The 19182-nt window shown below is 54.1% G+C and carries 17 protein-coding genes; 10 read left to right on the top strand and 7 right to left on the bottom strand.

The features are described 5' to 3' along the window. Positions 1–197: 197 nt before the first annotated feature. The 3 genes from VFA09_21240 (at position 198) to VFA09_21230 (ending at position 3719) form a co-directional block, all read left to right on the top strand. Positions 198–2435, top strand: a complete 2238-nt coding sequence (locus VFA09_21240; protein HZU69811.1) for a serine/threonine-protein kinase — start codon at positions 198–200, stop codon at positions 2433–2435. Between the two features lie 102 nt (positions 2436–2537). Next, positions 2538–3029 carry a hypothetical protein gene (locus tag VFA09_21235; protein ID HZU69810.1) on the top strand — a complete coding sequence of 164 codons (492 nt, stop codon included), beginning with the start codon at positions 2538–2540 and terminating at the stop codon, positions 3027–3029. Between the two features lie 57 nt (positions 3030–3086). After that, complete coding sequence (locus VFA09_21230; GenBank protein HZU69809.1) at positions 3087–3719, top strand: molybdenum cofactor guanylyltransferase; 633 nt, start codon at positions 3087–3089, stop codon at positions 3717–3719. 234 nt (positions 3720–3953) lie between these two features. On the opposite strand, the gene VFA09_21225 is transcribed toward VFA09_21230, so the two are convergent. Genes VFA09_21225 through purB form a run of 4 tightly spaced genes read right to left on the bottom strand, consistent with a single transcriptional unit; the run spans position 3954 to position 8737 of the window. Then, the gene (locus VFA09_21225; protein ID HZU69808.1) at positions 3954–4658 is read right to left on the bottom strand and encodes a class I SAM-dependent methyltransferase; all 705 of its coding nucleotides are present in this window, start codon (positions 4656–4658) and stop codon (positions 3954–3956) included. 3 nt (positions 4659–4661) lie between these two features. Further along, a complete protein-coding gene (fni, locus tag VFA09_21220; GenBank protein HZU69807.1) occupies positions 4662–5828 on the bottom strand; it encodes a type 2 isopentenyl-diphosphate Delta-isomerase in 1167 nt (388 codons plus the stop codon). Then, the gene (locus VFA09_21215; GenBank protein ID HZU69806.1) at positions 5818–7398 is read right to left on the bottom strand and encodes a hypothetical protein; all 1581 of its coding nucleotides are present in this window, start codon (positions 7396–7398) and stop codon (positions 5818–5820) included. Before VFA09_21215 ends, fni begins: the two co-directional genes overlap by 11 nt. A 28-nt stretch (positions 7399–7426) precedes the next feature. Next, the gene (gene purB / locus VFA09_21210) at positions 7427–8737 is read right to left on the bottom strand and encodes an adenylosuccinate lyase (GenBank protein ID HZU69805.1); all 1311 of its coding nucleotides are present in this window, start codon (positions 8735–8737) and stop codon (positions 7427–7429) included. 94 nt (positions 8738–8831) lie between these two features. On the opposite strand from purB, the gene VFA09_21205 reads away from it, so the two are divergent. From VFA09_21205 to VFA09_21185, 5 genes are all read left to right on the top strand, one after another. Further along, entirely contained in the window at positions 8832–9671 is an 840-nt protein-coding gene (locus tag VFA09_21205; protein HZU69804.1) for a hypothetical protein, read from the top strand. Between the two features lie 416 nt (positions 9672–10087). Next, positions 10088–10297 carry a 50S ribosomal protein L31 gene (gene rpmE / locus VFA09_21200; GenBank protein ID HZU69803.1) on the top strand — a complete coding sequence of 70 codons (210 nt, stop codon included), beginning with the start codon at positions 10088–10090 and terminating at the stop codon, positions 10295–10297. A 77-nt stretch (positions 10298–10374) separates the two neighbouring features. Beyond that, on the top strand, positions 10375–11895 hold the full coding sequence (locus VFA09_21195; protein ID HZU69802.1) for a glycosyltransferase: 1521 nt from the start codon (positions 10375–10377) through the stop codon (positions 11893–11895). 103 nt (positions 11896–11998) lie between these two features. Next, positions 11999–13042, top strand: a complete 1044-nt coding sequence (locus VFA09_21190) for a DUF1385 domain-containing protein (GenBank protein ID HZU69801.1) — start codon at positions 11999–12001, stop codon at positions 13040–13042. A 27-nt stretch (positions 13043–13069) separates the two neighbouring features. Continuing rightward, the gene (locus VFA09_21185) at positions 13070–13738 is read left to right on the top strand and encodes a dual specificity protein phosphatase (GenBank protein ID HZU69800.1); all 669 of its coding nucleotides are present in this window, start codon (positions 13070–13072) and stop codon (positions 13736–13738) included. Here the strand turns inward: VFA09_21185 and VFA09_21180 are convergent. Continuing rightward, on the bottom strand, positions 13681–14571 hold the full coding sequence (locus tag VFA09_21180) for a Cof-type HAD-IIB family hydrolase (GenBank protein HZU69799.1): 891 nt from the start codon (positions 14569–14571) through the stop codon (positions 13681–13683). The two genes, VFA09_21185 and VFA09_21180, sit on opposite strands and share 58 nt — an antisense overlap. A 224-nt stretch (positions 14572–14795) precedes the next feature. Between VFA09_21180 and VFA09_21175 the strand changes: the two genes are divergently transcribed. Continuing rightward, positions 14796–16262, top strand: coding sequence for an HD domain-containing protein (locus tag VFA09_21175; protein ID HZU69798.1), 1467 nt, complete (start codon positions 14796–14798; stop codon positions 16260–16262). Between the two features lie 54 nt (positions 16263–16316). On the opposite strand, the gene VFA09_21170 is transcribed toward VFA09_21175, so the two are convergent. Next, positions 16317–17390: a tetratricopeptide repeat protein gene (locus VFA09_21170; GenBank protein HZU69797.1), complete on the bottom strand. Its 1074-nt coding sequence runs from the start codon at positions 17388–17390 to the stop codon at positions 16317–16319. A 515-nt stretch (positions 17391–17905) separates the two neighbouring features. Then, complete coding sequence (locus tag VFA09_21165; protein ID HZU69796.1) at positions 17906–18694, bottom strand: hypothetical protein; 789 nt, start codon at positions 18692–18694, stop codon at positions 17906–17908. A gap of 272 nt (positions 18695–18966) precedes the next feature. On the opposite strand from VFA09_21165, the gene VFA09_21160 reads away from it, so the two are divergent. After that, a partial coding sequence (locus VFA09_21160) for a hypothetical protein (protein ID HZU69795.1) occupies positions 18967–19182 on the top strand: 216 nt, incomplete at its 3' end.

Here is a 19182-nt window from a genome sequence, read left to right as displayed (position 1 = left end):
ACTATGATTTTGTCGGTACATTACGAATTGTACGTACTAGAATTCTGCTTTTGCCTGCTTTACATTTTATACCTGGAATATATTGTAACGCAAAGAGAAAAACGCTACATGGATGTGGGCGTTGGGTGCGAGCAAGGTCGAGAAGGGGAAGGATCGCTATGACCTGAGAGTAATTGCTTAAGAAGGGGGCTGATACAGTGAATAATCTCGCATTCGACAGGTTAGTTGGAACAAACCTGGGAAAGTACCGTCTGGAACAACTCATCGAGCAAGACAATTATGAGCTCGTCTTTCTTGCCCGCACCAGTGACGCGCAAGCAACCTATCTCATCCGCATTCTCGCCGAACCTGGCGGTCTTTCACCAAGAAACCGCGAGGGCTACCTGGAACGTTTTCTTTACCGCGCCAGGGAGATCGCAGCTTTACAGCATCCTTATATCCTTCCCATCGTTGACTATGGAGTTGAACGTGGCACGCCATATCTTGTTTCACCACAGATTCCTATGCGCTCATTACGCGCCCGGCTGGCAAAGAGCGGCCCTCTGGATATCTATACTGCCGGTCGCTACCTGGATCAGGTAGCCGCTACTCTCGAATATGCGCACCAGCACAATGTGTTGCACGGAAATCTCACCATCGACAATATCTTCATTCGATTGGATGGCCAGCTCGTCGTAGCAAACTTCGGCATCATGGACCTTATTGAATTGAACGGGCAAGATGCGCAGCGGCATCTTCTTCACGGGCGCGGTGAGGTGTGCGCGCCGGAGCAATTGCTGGGAAAAACTATCAGTTCCTATACGGATGTCTATGCTCTCGGAGCCGTTCTCTATCACTTGCTGGCCGGTTCGCCTGTCTTTGCCGGCAACACACCTGAGGAACTGGCCCAGCAGCATCTCTATGCCTCGGTTCCTCCATTGAGCAGGTGGCGCGCTGATCTACCCTCCGGTCTTTACAGCATCGTCGCACGTGCGTTGGCCAAGGACCCGGCACAGCGCTTTCATCAACCCGGAGCATTGGCCAATGCCTACCAGCGTATCGTTGATCCGCATAATCGAACCCGCGTGCCGTTTGTCGCCAGCGAGACAGCTGACAACTCGCTTCAGCGCCAACACGCATCCGTAGTCTCTCTGACGGATGTGCAGGCCGCCGAAATTGAGAAGAGTAGTAATAGCCTTACACGCGACGAACACATGGCTGGAACGCAGCAACCCGTTCTGCAAAAACCCTTCTCTCAGGCACTTCCTTACGAGCCTGCTGACGCGAAGCGTAGCCGCGAGAGCGACGTTGCAGGCTCGCATTTCAAGGCACGTTCCTTCCATTCAGACCCCGACTCTCTTGACGATTTTAATACTCCCCGCCTCTCATTGATGCGTCGCTTTCAGCGTAGAAATAGGCAGCGTATCGTCATCGTCTCTGTCGTCATCCTGCTGGTGCTTGTGGCCGGCAGTATCACAGGCATCCTGTTGCTCACGCAGAAAGGAGCAGGGGCTGTAACCGTGAGTGGGCAGGTGACGTTTCTAGATGCAAGCCATATTACTCCAGGGAACTCCAATGCACTCAGTATCGTTGTTCATGGCTTGAGCGCTCCTCCCACCGGGTACGAATACGATGCGTGGTACATCAATGACCAGAGCGAACAGGTCATCATATTAGGAACGCTCGTACTACATCAGCAAACCTACTCATTATCCTATAGTGGGGGTAGTACCAATCTATTGGCGAGCGGAAACAAACTTGAAGTTACTCTGGAGCGCAAGGGAGCCAGGCTACCCACCGGTAATGTTGAGCTTTCCGGTTCATTTCCGCCCCAGGCTTTTGCGCATATTCAGCATCTACTTGTCAAATTTCCTACTACACCTGAGCAAATCGGCGTGCTGGTTGGGAGCCTCTTGCAAGCACATCTGCTGAATATCCAGGCAGATGTCTTACAGAATTTTGCATACAGCCATAATACTTCTGCCATTCAATGTGAGGCGCAGAGCTTACTCGATATTATCGAGGGATCGAAAGGCCCTGATTACCGGACACTTTCCTCAGTATGCACGCAACAGGATATTACAGAGGAAGGCGATACCTTTGGGCTATCAGGTTCAGGCGACTATCTATCTAAAGCAACAGTACATGCTACTCTCGCCATCAGCCAGCCTGATGCAACCAGCATTATGCGCCAGCACGCGGCATTGCTGGCAGTTGCGCTCTCGAACGCAAAGGGATGGGTAACCACAATCAAACAGGATACTCTACAACTACGGGCCAATCCTGCTGATCTATCGAGGGTCTCCGAAATAGTTGCTCTCGCCGATGCAGTGTATCATGGAGTGGATGCCAACGGTGATGGACTGATCAGTCCCGTGCCGGGAGAAGCAGGAGTACTTACCGCTTATACCCAGGGACAGTTGATGGCGACCTTACCACTCGCTCCCGGAAATTAAACCAAAAACTCTAGACTCTTCACTGCAACCGTGTTATCATTATCCTCAATGCTAATACAGGTTCCGTGTCGTGTTCGATAGTATGAAGGGGCGAGATCATTTATGCACTTCAATCTGATTAACTGGCTGTTCACCGATCCGTGTACAGCGACAAACTGTGTGGCGGCCTCTCCGGGTGTTCCGGCAGTTCCACCGGAGACGTTCCACTTCTATATACCCTGGCTTATCTTTTGTAGCCTCGGCGTTTTGATCGCCTTCTATTATTCGGTCGAGGGCCGCAAGCGCTTTGTGAGAAACAAACCGGTGCTTAAGTACATGTTTGATCGTTACCTGGGATGGTTTGCTATCATCTGCCTGCTTGGGTATCCATTGATTTTCGCGCGCGCCTACCTCTACGAATACTTCTTTGCCTGGCGTGTCTGGCGCTATCTCTGGTTGCTGGCCTTAGTGATATGGGCCATCGTATGGGTAATCTACCTTGTGCGCAAATATCCGCAGGAACGCGCAAGTTACCTGGCTCGTCAGAAGCAGCAGCAGTACATGCCAAAGAGCAATAAGCAAGGAAACCGGCGTAAAGCCGCCACCTCACGGTAGAATCTATGTGGTATCGAATGCTCATACATCCAGCTATCTGACCAGGTGGCTGGATGTATGAGCATCCGATACCAATTTAAGTTCATGAACTCATCAAACATCATCTCCAGTGGCATTATCCTGGCCGGCGGATACAGCAGGCGTATGGGCAAGAATAAGGCCCTGCTGCCACATCCCGGGAGTCAATCCATCACTTTTGTGGAATATCTTGCCTCTACACTCGCAACCGTTTGCCCCGAAGTATTGATCGTCGCTCGCCATGGCACGGATGCTTCCGGTTATAATTTGCCGGGCGCGCGCCTCGTTTTTGACCTGGAACCTGATCTCGGCCCCCTGATGGGCCTCTATAGTGGATTGAGCGCCACGACGATGTCACGTGCCCTGGTGGTCGCCGTTGATATGCCGTTTGTGCAACCGGCCCTGCTCTCCTACCTGCTCTCGCTACCCCTGACCGGAGCCATGCTTGTGCCGATGGTGAATGATGTGCCCCAGGTGTTGCTGGCGATATATCCGCGCTCCATCCTACCGTTTATTGAAGAGCGCTTGCGCCAGGGACGTCGCGACCCGCGCTCGCTGCTTGAGGTAGCGCCTGTGCAGTACATTCCCGAAGAACGGTTGCGCCAGGTTGATCCTGAACTGCGCTCGTTCATCAACGTGAATACACCGGACGAGTTGCAAAGATTGATGTAGAAGATCGGATGAATATTAAAAAGTAAAATCGGCCCTCTCATAAAGCCGGTCGTGTCATTCTGAGTGGAGCGAAGAATCCGCGCCCACCGCGCCAGAGATTCTTCGCGGAGTTCACCTTCGAGCGAAGCGAAAGGCTCAGAATGACACGACCGATCCTGCTCATTAATTTTCAGAGCTCGTCTGCCGCCTGGATAGCGATAGGCGGTATCCGAATGACACGACCGATCCTGCTCATTAATTTTCAGAGGGGCCGTAACCGTAAAGAAAATACGTTGCCGTCTCACACACTTTGACGTCGAGTCCGGCGGCTGCAAAACTTGCGGCAAGCGAGGCCGGTTCATAAAAATTCTTGACGATTTGAAATTCGCGTCCATCGTTTAACCGGCGCGTCATCACCTGCTCATCCTCTGCTGGCAACTGGTGATCCGCGGCAGTACCGGTCGGCTCGCGTCGCCCATCGACGAAGAAGATTTTGCCTCCTGGCCGCAGTGCCTCCGCAACCATACTCAGAAATGTGTGCAGCCTCTCAAGCGGTACATGGGAGATCCAGAAGCAGAAACAGACAGCGTCATATGTTCGCGTAGGATGCCATTTGAAGAGGTCAGCCTGCACATAAGAGACGCGATCGCTCGCAACCCTGGCGCGGTTAATAGCAATCATTTCGGGAGAGGCATCAACCGCGGTAATTGAGGCGGCAGTACGCAGGAGACGTTCGGTCCAGATGCCGGTGCCGGGAGCCAGTTCAAGCACATCGCCCTTGATATCCAGCGCATCAAGTGTGGCAAAGACTTCCTGCATTTCCGAGTTCCAGCGTGCATTTGCCCCGGCGCCACGGTCGTAGCGACCGCGACGGTAAAACCACTCATCGTACTCGCTGGCGCGTGCTCTGTAGTAAGCCATCATCTCATCGAGCGTCTCGGAAGATACAGGTTTGTCCATTGTTCAAGCTCCTTTTGATACAGAGTCATTCTCATTGAATGTAGCTTGCATCTTTGACCAGCGTCTTTGTGCCATCTGTTTCAACGCCTCGTCGAAGCCGCGCATCGTTAGCCAGGCGCGCGTCTCTCCGCCGATCACCACGTCGGCCTGTTGCAACTGGGCAATATTCGCGGCCCCGCTCAATTGCATCGCCACCTTCAATTCTGCTACCAGCGTCTCCAACAGTTCGCAAACGGCCTCGTAGCTTTCGCTGGCCGCCTTGAGGAAAGGAAAGCCTATACCGACGAGACTTGCTCCCAGCGCCAGCGCCCGCGCTATATCCAGTCCATTGCGCACTCCCCCGGTTGAGATCAAGGGCAGGCCGGCTGTGCCTGCCTCGACGACTGCGATGGGTGTGGCTATACCCCAATCGCGGTAGAGCATACCGATAGCGTATGTACGCTCATCTCCTCGCGCCTGCGAGCGAGCCGCTTCCATGGCCGACATGCTACTGCCGCCTGCTCCCCCAACATCGATGGCGGCCACGCCACAGGAACGCAGCAACAGCGCCTGTTCGCGGCAGACACCTGCCCCCGTCTCCTTGGCAATAACCGGAATGGCGATATTGCCGGTCAGCCCCTTTAATGCTGCCGCCTCGCCGAATGCACGCCGGTCACCCTCGGGCTGGGCCGCCTCTTGCAGGCTGTTCATATGCACTGCCAGCGCGTTTGCCCCAATCATGTCGATGGCTCGCTGGACCTGTTCAAGTGTGAAGGCAGGATGGCGCGGTTGCTCGATCAACTGCGGCGCGCCGATATTTGCGATCAAGAAGGTATCCGGGGCCTGTTCGCGCGTGACGGCATAACTCCCTGCCACCTCTGGATTGACAATACCTGCCCGCTGGCTACCTACGCCCAGCGCCAGGCCATATTCTTCCGCCGCACGCGCCAGGTTGCGGTTGATCGAGGTAACATCGGGATGCCCACCTGTCATGGAAGAGATAAAGATGGGATAGCGTAATGTATGGCCGAGGAATGTTACCGAGGTATCCACTTCGTCTAGATTTACCTCCGGCAATGCCTGATGTACGAGTTGGATGTCATTCCAGTTGGCCCGCTGCGCTACGGAAATACCCTGTTCCAGGGCAACACTGACATGTTCGATCTTGCGTTGTTTGACTTCATCCGCCATAAAAGAGTTTGTTCCTTTCTGACCTTCGCATTCTACGTGGCAATACATAGACGAGAGGTATGCCGAAGATGAGTACTGATGCATAAACGGCTACCGGCCCGCTGCCAATAGAGAGTAGTGGATAGATAAGTAGAGCAGTGTATGAAAGCAGCAGAACACTGATATTCAAGGCGTCAAAACGACGCAAGGCGGTTACCCACAGCGCCCACAAAACGAATGACGGCCAGAATGCTCCCACTGCCAGTATTATGTATCCCACGAGCGCAATGCTCCAACTCGTGTAGGGTAGGGACGTGCCTTGCGGTCGCTCTTGCTTGTTCTCCTCCTGCTCGCTTTTGCGCATCTTGCCCAGCAGGTAGAGATAGATGAGGGCATACAGAAAGATGCACGTGCCCAGCACCGTGGCATTGGCGGCGGGTATTGGTTCGACATCGGGCGAATGGTAGTTTGAAACCACTGCTAAGAAACTGAAGAACGCTCGCAGCGGTGTCGCCAGCATATTGACGAATGAGATTCCCGCCGGTTCTATACTGGTGTTCGAGGTAATTGCCAGGTACGTGGAACTTCCATGCCAGTATGGAATGTAGAGCAAGACGACGGGAATAAGTACCAGCGCTATCCTCCAACCGGCATTCCGGCTCACTCTGGCTATGCCGCGATAGTTGCGTACTACGAACCAGGCAAATAGCACCGCTACCAGCAAGGCGATAAAGTTGATGGCCGCGGCAAGTCCCAGCAGCACTAACGCTCCAATCTCATACCAGATTCCGCTGCCCTGCACATAGAGCCATATTGCCAGTAATAAGAGCAGGATCAACGCCGCCTCGTTATGGCCATTGCCGGCAATTTCGATCAAGACCAGTGGATTCCAGGCGTAGAGCAGTGTTCCCAGGAAGCGGCGCGCGGGGGCAATCTTTCCTAGAATGGCCCAGATGAGAACACAATCCAGCAGGTGAAAAATGAGCGTAGAGGACTTGAAAAGCAGCAGCATGGTTAAGGGGGAACTATCGATGCGCGCCAGCAGGGATGTAAACGCGAGCCATAATGGGCCATAGACATTCGGCGTACCGGGCGAGGCTATCCAGGAAAGGTACGGGTCATGCGGAAATTGCGCGGGAGCTGCCGTCATAGGATCAGCATGATAGAGAGACAGTATGCGACCGGAAAGGATGTAGCGAAAGACATCATCCGAAAAAAGCGCCGGTTGCGCCAGGAGAGTTATGCCGAATATAGCTGCTGCTATCAAAAGCAAGAACAATCCGCCAGCAGAGCCGGTAACATCTTCAGCGGTCACATCGCGTTTATTGATCTTGCCAAGCGCGAGCAGGTGGAGAGCGGCAAGCGCGAGCAGGACGATGACCAGTAGCAAGATGTAGGGCCAGGCGGCGCTCGCAGGATGGCCAGTTCCTATCCAGGCCCCTGGAAAGAGCAAGTGTGAAAGTAGGGACAGCGGCTGGTCCCTGTCCTGCCAATCCGCGAGCAAGGGCGTGGGCTGAAGATGGAGCGGCGGCAAGGCTGAGAGAGCAACGAATAAGAGGTACAGGAGTTCAAGAAGTATGGCGATGCTCAATAACCAGCTCCTTGAATCTTTCCCCATGTTACAGGCCAATCCTCTTAAATGACGTGTCGATATACTTTATATAATAGTCAGTATTCGTCAAGGATGCTAGCTCTGCCGGCGTGAGGTATTCAGTAACTTCAGGATCGTTGCTGAGCGCTTCGAGGAACGCCGGCCCCGCGGCTGGCCCCTTGCTCGCCATGCTCCAGACTTTTTTCGCGTTGCGCTGCACCATCTTATACGCTTCCTGCCTGCCCACGCCTTTATCGATCAGAGCGAGCAAGATGCGCTGGGAGAAAATCAGACCGCCCGTCATATGCAGGTTGGCAAGCATGCGCTGCTCATCAACCTGCACATCGCTCATGACGCGTGTGAAGATGTGGAGCATATAGTGCAGCAGGGTGCAGGCATCGGGTATGATGATGCGCTCCGCAGAGGAATGGCTGATATCGCGTTCGTGCCAGAGCGCTACATTCTCCATCGAGGTCGCCGCGTATCCGCGCAGCACTCGCGCCAGGCCGCAAATGCGTTCGCAGAGTTCGGGATTGCGTTTGTGTGGCATGGCCGAGGAACCCTGCTGGCCGGCGCTAAACGGCTCAAAAGCCTCGCTCACTTCCGTTCGCTGCAGGTGACGAATCTCCTGCGCCATCTTTTCCAGCGAACTACCGATCAAGGCCAGCGTGGTCATGAAATGGGCGTGGCGGTCGCGCTGCACAATCTGGCTGGAAAGCGGCGCTACGCCAAGGCCCAGTTGCTCGCACACAAATTCCTCGATCTGAGGCGGCACGGTGGCATGCGTGCCCACGGCGCCGGAAATCTTGCCCACCGCCACCTGCTCCAATGCTGCGGCCAGGCGTTGCTGGCCGCGCCGCAATTCATCTACCCACAGCGCCAGTTTCAAGCCAAAGGTAAGCGGCTCGGCATGAATGCCATGCGTGCGCCCCGCCATCAAGGTATACTTATAGCGTACTGCCTGCTTTGTGACCGCCTGGGTCAATGCGGCCAGCGACTCGCTCAACAATACGCCGGCCTCTTTGATCTGCGCGGCCAGGGCGGTATCCAGCACGTCTGAAGAGGTCAGCCCCAGGTGAATAAAACGCCCCTCCGGCCCCAGTTGTTCCTGAATCGAGCGCAGAAACGAGATGATGTCGTGATGCGTTTCCTGCTCGATCTCTTGCATGCGCTGCAGGTTGTAGCCTGCGACGCGTATCTTTTGCATGGCTTCTTCGGGTATGACGCCTTCATGCGCCCATCCCTCGCACACGAGCAATTCGACCTTGAGCCACAGATCTGTTTTATGAACTGCCGACCAGATGCTGGCCATCTCCGGCAGCGAATAACGTTCTAGCATAATGAAAAAGGTTCCTCTATGTGTTACACTGCAACGGGATAGTTTGTTCTCACTAGTAGTGTATCATACATCTTTTTTGATTGGGGTATCCGGTATGTCCGTTTTACGCTATCGGTTCGCGCTGCACGAGCGCCGTATCACGCTCTTGACCGCGATCTGTGTTTTCCTTTTAGTCGTTTTTGGCGGTCTGGCCATTCTCTCAAACGTTATAGTGCTGCCTGCCGATCTGAGCGCCTATGTTGTCTTTGCCTATATCCTGGCCTTGATCGGCTTTGTTTTTCTGATGCCCATGCTCTACTTCCAATACAGTTACGCGCGTGCCGGTTTGTGGATTGAGCCGGATCGTCTGCGCGTGCAGTATCCAGGTGAGAAAGAGCAGCAGATGGAATGGGCTGAAGCACGCTTTGCCGTCGATGAAGGAGAAGATTACCTGCGCGCCAGCAAGGGCAAGGAGGGACTGGGGCATCTGATCGGGAAGACGCGCTTTGTTCGTCTCCATTTAGAAGGCATGTGGCCCCAACAGCGCGCCGCAGTTGAACAGGCGATAGCCGCGCATGTGGAAGTACGTCACCCACGCCTCTTCACGCTGATAACCCTGCTCAATACACAGGGCGAGCTGGTAGCAAGAGGAAGGCTCTACCTGTTCGAGAATCACCTGCTCTGCACAGAAAATCGTGGTGAGAAGCGGGTATTTTTCTATGCCCCCTTCAAAGACCTGCGTTCCGTCAAGCAAAGAGCCTCGTTTTATGTGGGGAAACTCGAATGCGAAGCCTTCAACCTGCAATACAAAGATAGCACCTACGTCATCATGCTTGGCTATGAGACGACGATCTCCAACACCCTTGGCAACAGTTCGCACTGGTCGGTCACCGGCTCAGCTTCCGAATGGGTGGAGGCCCTGTTGTCAATACAGACCACTGGTGATTACCGGTAAGTTGCGAGATTCTTCGCTACGCTCAGAATGACAAGGCCCCGGAGACAGCCAGGTGTCTCCGGGCCTTGTCATTCTGAGCGCAGCGAAGAATCTCTGCCGTCCGCGGGCCTTGTCATTCTGAGCGTAGCGAAGAATCTCTGCCGCATGAGAAATTCGGGCATAAACATGCTGAAATTGTTGTTATCTATGATAGAATATGGTCATGGAATATGGATATTGGGGTCAGATGTACAGCCCTCTGTAGGGACAGCGGCTTGTCCCAGGCAGGGTTGCAGGACAGGGACAAGCCGCTGTCCCTACAGGACGAGAAGTTGACTTGACGGAAACGCACCATCCATGTACAATCATGCTCACAGCCATATATGAATCCCACCAGGCGTTGGCCTGGATTGCCAATCTGAAGTTACGGAGTTGCGATGAAAAAAGGAATACATCCAAATTATGTTGAGGCCACGGTCAGTTGCGCCTGTGGCAATAGCTTTAAAACCGTTAGCATTAAACCCGTTTTGAAGGTTGATGTTTGCTCAAAGTGTCATCCATTCTTTACGGGGCAGCAGCGCATTCTGGACTCCGCCGGTCGCGTGGAGCGCTTCCGCAAACGCTTCAATTTGCCGGAAGAGGCGTAATTGCTCAGGATATGGAAATGCAGGGATGAAGGGTTTGTCCAATCCTTTGTCCCTTTTTTCTATGTGTGGGAGGTCATATGCATGAGGAGAATTCCTCGTTGAAAGCGCCTCAAAGAACCATTCTGTTCCTCATTGCTGACACCGGGGCAGGGCACCGCAGCGCCGCAAATGCTATTCGGAATGCCATGATTTTACTTGCACAACATGAGCAAGAACAATGGGGCGCGCAGCAACAGGCTCTTGATGAAGATGCAAGCGGGAAGGATTCTTCATCACTCCTACCCCCACCGCCAACGTACCGCATTGAGATCGTGGATGTGTTCAAAGAATATAGCCATTTCCCTTTACGAGAGGCGGTTAGACTCTACGGCCCGACGATTCGCTTTAATCCCAAACTCTATGGGCATGTTTTTCATTTGAGTAACCGTGCCGGGAGAGTTCTGGCTGTAGAGCAGGTAGCAGGCCCGCTCGTGTATAACGGCCTGCTGCGTCTCATAATGAGTGTGCGGCCTGATGTGATTGTCTCTATTCATCCGATGCTCAATCACATCACGATTCGTGCTCTGCAAGACCTGGGTCTGCACATTCCTTTTATTACGGTGGTGACCGACCTGGTGAGCGTTCACCAGGCCTGGATTGCTCCAGGCGCCGATGCCTATATTGTACCGACTGAGCAAGCCAGGGATATTTATATTCAAAACGGTATCGATCCAGAACGCATTCACCTGCTCGGCATGCCCATCGATCCGAAGTTTACGCTGCCACCTGAGAGCAAAGAGGCATTACAGCGCAAATTGGGATTGGAACCGGGCAAGCCGGTGATCTTATTAGTAGGCGGAGGTGAAGGCTCACGTGGCCTGCGCGCCTCGATAAATTTTATCTCCCAGGCCCATTTGCCTGTCCAATTGCTGATTGTTACCGGTCGCAACAAGCGCCTGTACGCGCACCTGCAGCGTTCGCGATCTAGCTTGCAGGTGCCCGCAAAGATTTTCGGTTTTGTGCATAACATGCCCGAAATGATGCACGCCGCGGACGTGATTGTGACCAAGGCCGGCCCTGGCACGATCTGTGAAGCGATGGCCTGTAACCTGCCGATCATTCTGAATGGCTATGTGCCGGGTCAGGAGGAGGGCAATGTGACCTATGTGCTTGAAAACAAGGTCGGTACGATGGCCTATGATTCGGTTGAGCTGATAGGTGCGCTGCGTCGTTTGTTAAAACCAGGATCAGAGGTTCTGATCGAGCAACTGGCGAATGAGAAGCGCATTCGTCGCCCATATGCCGCTTTCGATATCGCTCGAAGCATCCTGAGTTTTCTACCCGCCACCGGCGCTCCGGGTATCTGGCAGCATTTCGAGCCGGTGAGACAACCATACCTGATGCCGATTCAAGTGCGTTCGGGCACATCCATGCACGTTCTGCGCCGGCGTTACGCCTCGCAGCGGCTGCGCCGTGGCACATTGATGCGCCGCAGGCTACCTTTACCGCGTTTAAGAATTTTGCGGCGCTCGGCACGCAGGACGTTCAATGCCGGCAACCCTCACAGTCGTCCATCTCACCTATCGCTACAGCAAACGCGGAATAAATCTTCCCGCTAAGAGGAGCGTAGAGACGAGATGATACAATTACATGATCTCATACATATAGCAGCAAGCACTGAATCAGGTTACGAACCGTAAGGCACGGAGGAGAAGAGAAGGTATGGCAAAATTCTATTACGGCGGTCAGGCAGTAATGGAGGGGGTGATGATGCGGGGACGCACATCGGCTGCCGTAGCCGTGCGGCGCCCTGATAACAGCATCTTTATCTATGAAGAGGCCCTCAATCCTCGACTCTACCAGAATCGCTTCTTTCGCCTTCCATTTCTACGCGGCATGTTGCTGTTATGGGAAATGCTCGTACTCGGCACGCGGATGATGACGCTTTCGGCAAATATCGCTAGCGGCGCTATTAACCCTGATACTCGAACCGGTGAAGAAACTTTAGGGCGACCACAAGGGTCGCTGACAAGCCCCACAATGGTCGGTATTGAGAGTACAACCGGTGATTTACCTGAGAACCCCGCGCCACCCCCACAGATCGGCGGCGCAGCTTTAGTATTGACACTGGTTGTCTCATTGGGGTTTGCCATTGTCGTTTTCTTTCTCAGCCCGTTACTGATTACAGGACTGCTGCACAATCAAATTGGCCAGGGCTGGCTCAGCCTGGTCATCGAGGGGTTGATTCGGCTTGCGCTCTTGATTGGCTATATCTATCTTATCGGGCGAGTACCGGACATCCAGCGCGTCTTCGGCTATCATGGCGCGGAACATAAGGCCATTAATGCGATGGAACACGGCGATCCGCTAGATATTGAGCATGTTCGCAAGGCCTCGCGCGTGCATACACGTTGTGGCACCGGTTTTCTCCTGCTGGTGGTGGTTGTTTCAATCATTGTCTTCGCTTTTGTCGGCTCGCCCTCCTTTTTGATCAAGGTCGCCTCCCGCATACTTCTCGTGCCTGTTGTGGCCGGGATTGCTTATGAATTGATGCGCCTGGGAGCTGCTAACTATCGTTTTCGGGTCGTTCGCTGGCTGCTTGCGCCAGGTCTTGCCTTACAGGGTTTGACCACGCGCGAACCCGATGATGGCATGATCGAATGCGCCATTGCTTCCCTCAATCGTGTCATGCGTCGAGACGCCCAATATGCTCAGCAAAATTCGGAGGTGGACGCGTCTTTACCTCCGCTCGTTGTTTCTCTTTAAAAATACATCATGAAGGATAACTCTGGCATGTCATCTGACCCAACTATTACTCCACCTCCCGCCGATGCCCCTGTAACCGAGGCCGTGGAGCGGCCAACAGTGCAATTTTCAGGTTCGCGCTGGGTCTTTTCCGGCATCATTCGGGTGCTGTATAGACGCTGGACACGTGTCGCGGCCCATCTCTTTCCCGAAAATTCAAAAGCGGAGCAATTCGCGCAATCCCTGCACATTCCCCTGCCCGATCAACTCAACATGAGTTGGATAACCGATCAACTCGCGGTGGGGGGACGTATACGCCCGCAAGATATTCCGGCGCTCGCGCGCATAGGAGTAAATAGCGTCGTGGATACACGCTCCGAATATTGCGATGATGCCGTGGCATTGGGCAAAGAGGGCATTGAACTCCTGCACCTGCCCACCCCGGATACGCGTCCCCTTTCGATTGAGCAAATGCTGATGGGAGCGCAATGGGTACAGCAGCGCCTGGACGAGGGCAAACGCGTACTCATCCACTGCGAACACGGCGTTGGTCGCAGCGTCTTACTGGCTTGCGCGGTACTCGTCTACGGGGGGATGCATGCGCAGGCGGCGCTCAATCTGGTGCAGCAACGACGCTGGCAGGCATCGCCTAACCACGGTCAGATCGTGCGCTTGCGGGAATTTGAAAATGTGATTGTAGAGCGGCAAAGCGCGTAACGTTCAATCGCCAGGGCGACTCCATCCTCGCTATTGCTGGTGGTGATAGCTCTTGCCACTGCCTGTACTTCTTCAGGTGCGTGTCCCATTGCCACTCCCCAGCCAGCTGAACGCAGCATCTGTATATCATTGGTGTTATCGCCAATGGCCATAACCTGCTCAAGCGCAATGTCAAAATGTTCTGCCAGGGCCTTCACTCCGCTGGCTTTTGAGCAACCCGGGTCCATCAAGGCTATCTCAGCGCTGCCGTAGTTGCCGCGTTTCGTCACGATCCACGAACAATCGAGAGCGGAAACCGCGGGTAAAAGGCCCATAATCCTCTCCTCGTCCGCGAAACCTACTACTCGCAACGGATCGGGATGTCCGTGACACAGGTTCGCATAGGGCATGCGGCGCATCTGCTCAGGAAATGTCGTGAAATAGGCTTCCACCCACAAATTATCGAGTTCAGCAGGACCTGTCCATATCTCTTCCGCCGTCCCTGTCGCGGGATGAACGATGGGTTGTATACCATTGCTTGCTAACAAATCGACTGCCTGCTGTCCCACCGTTGCCGCAAGTGGGTGCGTATGCAATATCTTTCCCTGGGGATGTTCTACAATCAAGGCCCCATCATACAGGATCAGGGGAATATCCAGGCCGAGTTCTATAGCGATGGGAGCCGTATTGCAATAGCGACGAGCTGTGGCCAGCGTTACCACAATACCCGCCTGCCGGGCCGCCTGCACTGCCGCACGAGTAGCGGGCGTGATTTCTCCCGACGGGTTGAGCAGCGTACCATCAATATCGATGACCAGCATTGTAATAGTTTCAGGAGTTATTTCTATCGTCATTTCACGCAATCATCACATTCATTTGTATATAATAACGATGCGACGGGACAGGAATCCCGTCGCATATTCCCCGGAGTGGGGCTATGAATAGTATATATCCCATGTCCAGCCAGGCGCAATTAATGTTTTTTACAACCAGAAAAGGGAACTGCTCTAGGGACAGCGGCCTGCCTCGCCCAGGGTGGGGCTAGACTTGCTTCTCGCGCTTCTGCTACAATCACATCATGAGTATACGAGAAGAATTACCTGGAAAGCCTGTCAAACCACGCACGAAACGGCTGGCCAGCGTCAATCGGCATAGCGCCCGAGATACTGTGCAGCAGGGGAAACCGCCGTGGTTGGATGCCGCCGGTTTCCCCCTGTTGCCTGATGAGCAGCCCATAAGTACCGTGCGCGATAGTTTATATGACCTTATCCCTCTTGGACTGCGCGAAGAAAAACTCATCGGCACCGCCCCTTTTCTCCGTTTGCAAAAGGTGAAGCAGCTAGGCTTCGTTTATCGTGTCTGGCCCGGTGCCACGCATACACGCTACGAGCATAGCCTTGGTGTCTACTACCTCGCGGTTCGTGCCCTGCGTTCGCTGCTGCAACGTGGTAATGATGGTGGTCTCTACGGCATCTCTATCAGCAGCATACAGACCCTCGTGGTTGCCTCATTGCTGCACGATATCGGGCATTACCCTTACTCGCATACTCTTGAAGAGCTTGGCTACCCCATCATTCCTCATGAAAAGGTGGGACGCGCCATTATTGAAAAGAGCGAGGTCGCGGATATCCTGGAAAAAGAATATCTTCTTTCGCCTGAACGCGTCGCGGATTTTATCGATCCACCGCGCACAAAGCCTTTATCCCCCGATGATGAGCTACTGAGGAGCCTGTTAAGTGGCGCGCTCGACGTAGATAAGCTCGATTACCTGGCACGCGATGCCCGCGCCTGCAATGTCCCTTATGGGGGAGTGGATGTGGCCCGCTTGCAAGCGGCATTGCGCATCCATCCCAACGTTCATGGCACGCGCCGCATCGTCGTTACACATAAGGGCATCAGCCCCCTGCACTCACTGCTGCACGCGCGCCAGGAAATGTTCGATAACATTTACTGGCATCATACCAGTCGTGCCTTGCAGATCATGTTGCTGCGCGCCGTGCAGGAAGCATTTTTGGCGGGCGCGCTCCAGGCACCGCAACTGGCAGGTCTGGATGATGCCTCCCTGCTTGCCTTGCTGACTTCATCATCCATGCCACCCAACACTCGCGCCTTAGCCGAAGGTTTAGAACTGCGCCATCCCTACAAGGGCGTATTGGAAATCAGCCGCCTGGCGGGCACCCTCTATAAGCGCCTGGATGCCCTTTTCTGGGATGCACAGCGCCGCCGCCGCATCGAACAACTGCTCGCCACCGAACTGGCAGCCGCGTTAGAAATGGACATCGCCGATTACGAAGTCCTGCTCGATATTCCACGCCCCGAAAAATATGAAATGGATGTCTGGGTCACCTTTACCAATCCGCCCGTCGGCATGGATTCCCTCGTCACATGGGTACAGGCTACTGGCCTCCAGCCCGATGACCTCGCTCGCTACGAACAGCACCAGCGCCGCATTCGTGTCATCGTCAACGAACGCCTGCGCCCTCCGCTGCTGGCTCACCGCGACGATATCCTCCTGCCGCTACTGGAAAAATTAGTTGATATGTAATAAAACCTCTACAATGCAAGCATGTTCGCATTGTAGAGGTTTTATTACAAGTTTTTACTTTTTCTTTCGTTTCTGCTGGTACATTAGCTTCGTCGCCTTCTCGTGAACGCGACGGGCCGGCGCGTACTCCTCATCGAGCTTCAAGGCGCGTTCTGAGGCACGAACCGCCTCGCGATAGCGCTCCTGCCGATAAAGATTATCGGCCTTAATCGTCCAATAGCGTACATTCGTAGGGTCTAACTCCAGCACATGGTCGATCACCTCTTCTGCCTCCTCGAATCGACCCAGGCCGCGCAACCCATACATGTGACTCTCCCATGCAAACAGGTTATCGGGCACCAACGTGACCAATTTGGTCGTTATCTCCAGGAGCGCGTCGTACTCACCAAGCGCGCGCAGGGCATGTGCCATCAAATTCAAACACGCTACGTCATCCGGAGCAATCGCCAGCGCGTGTCGCATCGTCTGCTCAAGTTCCTGCAATCGCGCATAGCGGCGCAGTATTTCGCCTTTCACTTCCAGTGCCACAAGATAATCGGGGGTGAGGGACAGGCCTGTATTGATCGCCTCTAGCGCCTCGTATGCACGGTTCAAATGCAATAAGGCCAGGCCCCTGTTAGCCCAGGCTCGCTCATCGTCTGGATTCAGCTCAGTGGCTCGTTCGGCGTAGCGCAATGCCTCGTGGTATCGTTCCTGCAAAAGTTGCTGCCCGCTGCGATTAAACCAGGCCAGCGGCAGGTTTGTATCAAGCAGCAATGCCTGGTCATTCGCGATTGTGGCCTCGGAAAGCCGGCCCAGCTTTTGCAGTGCCCGCGCCTTACACGCCAGCGCCAGCGCCGAACCTGGATCGAGTTGCAGGGCATGCTCCGCCACCTCAAGCATCCGCTCATGCTCTTCCAACCTGTCAAGGGTCACCGCCAGCCCAAGCAGGGCATCTTGATCATCCTCGTCTTCTCCCAATAATGTAGTATATGCTACCTCGGCTTCATGCCATTGTCTTGCCCGCAAAAAAGCGCGTGCCTGCTGTCGCAGCGTTTCCATATCCTTCCTTACACCTGGATCATTTCCATCGTTTACCGCGCTGATACCTTGTTTGCTCCCCTCTATGCGTTTTGCGTGCCTGTCCAACGAAAATATTCCTCCATCTTATTTTGCCGTCTATTATCTCATTCTTGCGGGCTGGCGGCAATAGATCATCTCATATCATGCCCGGCCCCTGTCATTCTGAGCCACAGCGAAGAATCCCGACGGCCGCGATGCAGATTCTTCGCTGTCGCTCAGAATGACAGGAAAAATCAACCCAATCACCGCTGGGGGCATGCCAGAAGCGATGCAGATTCTTCGCTGTCGCTCAGAATGACAGGGGGAGACTGCTCGGATTACTGATACCGTTGGTTAAAACTCATCATCGGCCCGGTATGGATGACGCCTAATTCGTCACAAGGCATCCCCCAACGCATATCTGTTGGTTAAAACTCATCATCGGCCCGGTGTGGATGACCGCTGTATTTTGTCAAACTGCATCATCGCGCCCATTGCAATTCACCGGCATGTCCGGGACTTCCGACCTGTTTGCTCAATTGCACAGTCACGCCGGGGGAATATTCGCTAGCCGCGCGCAAAGCATGCAATCTCCTTGAATGCTATGCCGGAGCAATTGGCCCTCTAGCATCCGCCGGGTTGCGCACATCGACCGTTGGCCTTGCCGTTGCCGGGCGACGGCTGGTAAGCAGCACGCCGGCATAAAAGACGACCCATCCCAGGGACATAATCAGCCAGAAGCTACTTTCCAGACCGAAGAAACGTGCAAAGCTGCCGGCTGCCGCGTTCAACAGTTCTCCTATCAGAATCAGCACATTGGCCCACAAAAGGTTGCTCGCCCGGAAGCCCGAAACGTTCGACTGCCGCAGCACCATCTTCCAACCGGAATAGATCGCTACCCCCACCACGGCCAGCACGCCAAGCGTATTGAGAATAATGATCATCAGCGTCCACGCGCCGAAGGTTGGTTGTAGAATGCCGGTGCCTGGCGTACCGGCGATCTGGCGAAGCGCCTTCATATCAATGCCGGCTGTGGCAACCAGGGCGGCTGCTATTATACTCAGTACGATTAAAATAACGAGGCAGATGCGCGAAACACGCTGACTCGTTACCAGCGCAATGCTGCCCAGGCCTAGCCAGGCAGGCGTCAACGCGCCCCCCAGGATGTAATAGAGGCGGAAAAATACCACTCCCGCGTCGCTCGTAGGCCCTACGATCACCATCAGCACATAGGCCAGCGTCGCGATAAAAGCCATGATCAAAGCGATGCTCCAGAAGAGTTGGTATGTACGATGACGCCGCATATACTGGCTCAATACCAGGCCCGCGAAAAGCGCCAGAACCACCACATTGATAACTGCGAAGAGCAGCAAAATGGAGTTGTTCGTCATAATCTGATCCCACCCGTTTAGACAAAGCTTGAGAAACGCAAAATATACGCTATAGAGCATACTCCTTCCTGGCAGAATCGTCAATTGAAATGCAGGCAAAATTGCAGAAATCTCCTTCATCCATCGCCGCCCCGCCCAATTGCATCTTGACAACAAGCAGTTGAGTATTTATACTTATCCGTAGTAACGCTATTTCTCTCATCGAGCGTTTTTGCCACATTGGCATCTCATAGGTGTTTTTCGCTGTCCAGAGCGGGGAGACAGCTCTCAGCATGTGGACGCTCTCGCTGGGGTCAGTCAGCGCCGATGTCTATCCCAACACGGGCACCACCTGGTATTTCATCAGCGGCGTGGCCAATGTCGGCGACCGCCTGATCCCCAACGGCTCCTTCTACGATACCGAACATATCTCTTACCTGCGCATTCAACAGGTGACCAACAATGGCCAGCCCTGCTTCCATGTCTGGGACAGATCGGGCACCTACTAT

It is taken from the genome of Ktedonobacteraceae bacterium (assembly GCA_035653615.1).
GTDB lineage: Bacteria > Chloroflexota > Ktedonobacteria > Ktedonobacterales > Ktedonobacteraceae > DASRBN01.
This window is presented reverse-complemented; position numbering and strand designations above follow the sequence as displayed.

What these genes read in the sequence shown, in the direction of transcription:
- VFA09_21235 (HZU69810.1), top strand. Translation starts at nt 2,538, where the DNA reads ATGCACTTCAATCTGATTAACTGGCTGTTCACCGATCCGTGTACAGCG.
- VFA09_21230 (HZU69809.1), top strand. Translation starts at nt 3,087, where the DNA reads ATGAGCATCCGATACCAATTTAAGTTCATGAACTCATCAAACATCATC.
- VFA09_21225 (HZU69808.1), bottom strand. Translation starts at nt 4,658, where the DNA reads ATGGACAAACCTGTATCTTCCGAGACGCTCGATGAGATGATGGCTTAC.
- fni (HZU69807.1), bottom strand. Translation starts at nt 5,828, where the DNA reads ATGGCGGATGAAGTCAAACAACGCAAGATCGAACATGTCAGTGTTGCC.
- purB (HZU69805.1), bottom strand. Translation starts at nt 8,737, where the DNA reads ATGCTAGAACGTTATTCGCTGCCGGAGATGGCCAGCATCTGGTCGGCA.
- VFA09_21205 (HZU69804.1), top strand. Translation starts at nt 8,832, where the DNA reads ATGTCCGTTTTACGCTATCGGTTCGCGCTGCACGAGCGCCGTATCACG.
- rpmE (HZU69803.1), top strand. Translation starts at nt 10,088, where the DNA reads ATGAAAAAAGGAATACATCCAAATTATGTTGAGGCCACGGTCAGTTGC.
- VFA09_21195 (HZU69802.1), top strand. Translation starts at nt 10,375, where the DNA reads ATGCATGAGGAGAATTCCTCGTTGAAAGCGCCTCAAAGAACCATTCTG.
- VFA09_21190 (HZU69801.1), top strand. Translation starts at nt 11,999, where the DNA reads ATGGCAAAATTCTATTACGGCGGTCAGGCAGTAATGGAGGGGGTGATG.
- VFA09_21185 (HZU69800.1), top strand. Translation starts at nt 13,070, where the DNA reads ATGTCATCTGACCCAACTATTACTCCACCTCCCGCCGATGCCCCTGTA.
- VFA09_21180 (HZU69799.1), bottom strand. Translation starts at nt 14,571, where the DNA reads ATGACGATAGAAATAACTCCTGAAACTATTACAATGCTGGTCATCGAT.
- VFA09_21175 (HZU69798.1), top strand. Translation starts at nt 14,796, where the DNA reads ATGAGTATACGAGAAGAATTACCTGGAAAGCCTGTCAAACCACGCACG.
- VFA09_21165 (HZU69796.1), bottom strand. Translation starts at nt 18,694, where the DNA reads ATGACGAACAACTCCATTTTGCTGCTCTTCGCAGTTATCAATGTGGTG.